This window comes from Myxococcus sp. AB036A, from assembly GCF_006547355.1.
In the GTDB taxonomy this organism is placed as follows: domain Bacteria; phylum Myxococcota; class Myxococcia; order Myxococcales; family Myxococcaceae; genus Myxococcus; species Myxococcus virescens.
This window is the reverse complement of sequence record NZ_VHLC01000217.1, coordinates 1-1236: the sequence shown is the minus strand read 5'-3', so window position 1 is coordinate 1236 and position 1236 is coordinate 1. Positions and strand designations below refer to the sequence as shown.

The following is a 1236-nucleotide window of genomic DNA, read 5'->3' as shown; positions in this document are numbered from 1 at the left end:
GTGGCTGCCTCCCTGCTCCTCAACCTCGAGGGTCCCTTCACCATCCTCCTGGCGCTGCTCGTGTTCGGAGAGCACCTGGGCCGCGCGGGAGCACTCGCCGCCGCCTTCATCATGGCGGGCGCCGGGGTGCTGGCCTTCCAGGAGGGCGAGTTGAAGGGGGATGTCCTAGGGGCGCTGTCCCTGGCCGGAGCGTGTCTTGCCTGGGCCGTGGACAACAACCTGACGCAGCGGCTGTCGCTCAAGGACCCCATCGCGCTGGTGCGCACCAAGGCGCTCGGCTCCGGCGGGTGCACCCTGGTGTTGGCATGGCTCACCGGCCAATCCATCCCTTCCGGGGCGGTGCTGGGCGCGACCCTGGTGCTGGGCTTCGCCAGCTACGGGCTCTCCATCGTCCTGGACGCCTATGCCCTGCGCCTGGTGGGCGCGGCACGTGAGGCGGCGTACTTCGCCACGGCCCCCTTCGTGGGCGCTCTCGTCGCCATCCCACTGCTCGGTGAGGGGCTGCGCTCTCTGGACCTGCTCGCGGGCGCGTTGATGGCGGCAGGTGTCGTCCTACTGCTGCGAGAGCGACATGGCCACGAGCACACGCACGCGGAGTTGGAGCACGAGCATCTGCACGTCCATGACGCGCACCACCTGCACGAGCATCCCCCTGGCATGGATGCATCCAAGCCCCACAGCCACCCGCACCGACACGCCCCTCTCACGCACGACCACCCCCACGTCTCGGACTTGCACCACCGTCACAAGCACTGACGGAGTGAAACCGGGAGCCTCTTCCCTCCCCTCTTCAGTTCCGGGCACGGCTGGACGGCGCGCGCTACCCCACCCGGTTGAAGTGCTCGCTGCTCACCAACTTCGCCCCTGCGACGAACGCATGGCGAATCATCGCCATCTGGGCACCAGGGGCGCCCCAACGCGCAAGAAGAGATGATTTCGGGGCTCGCACGGAACTCGAAGGCAGTCGGCCGTGGCGGCAGGGACAGGGGCACGCATTCCTCTGCGGGCTCACGGCCGAGTAGGCGCGGTGGTGAGGTCCAGTGCCGAGCGAACTCCGCGCGCGAGTGCTTCGGCAGGCCCCACTCCCCAGTAGTGCAGGAACATCATCCGCGGCGCTTCGCCCGTCATGTGGTTATGGATGGCGACGACGTCGATGTTCGCCGCCCGCAGGGCCTTGAGCACGGGCTGCAGTTCGCTCTCCAGCATGGCGAAATCCCCATCCACGACGGCCTGCTG

The 1236-nt window shown here is 68.3% G+C and carries 2 protein-coding genes; one reads left to right on the top strand and one right to left on the bottom strand.

Translation table 11 applies throughout. The annotated features are described in order from the left end of the window. Window positions 1-756: DMT family transporter (locus tag FL344_RS38125; protein ID WP_141621944.1), on the top strand; the 756-nt coding region annotated here is incomplete at its 5' end. A gap of 252 nt (window positions 757-1008) precedes the next feature. Here FL344_RS38125 and FL344_RS38120 read toward each other — a convergent pair. Beyond that, window positions 1009-1236, bottom strand: a 228-nt coding sequence (locus FL344_RS38120; RefSeq protein WP_141621943.1) for a DUF1259 domain-containing protein, incomplete at its 5' end; no start/stop codon positions are given.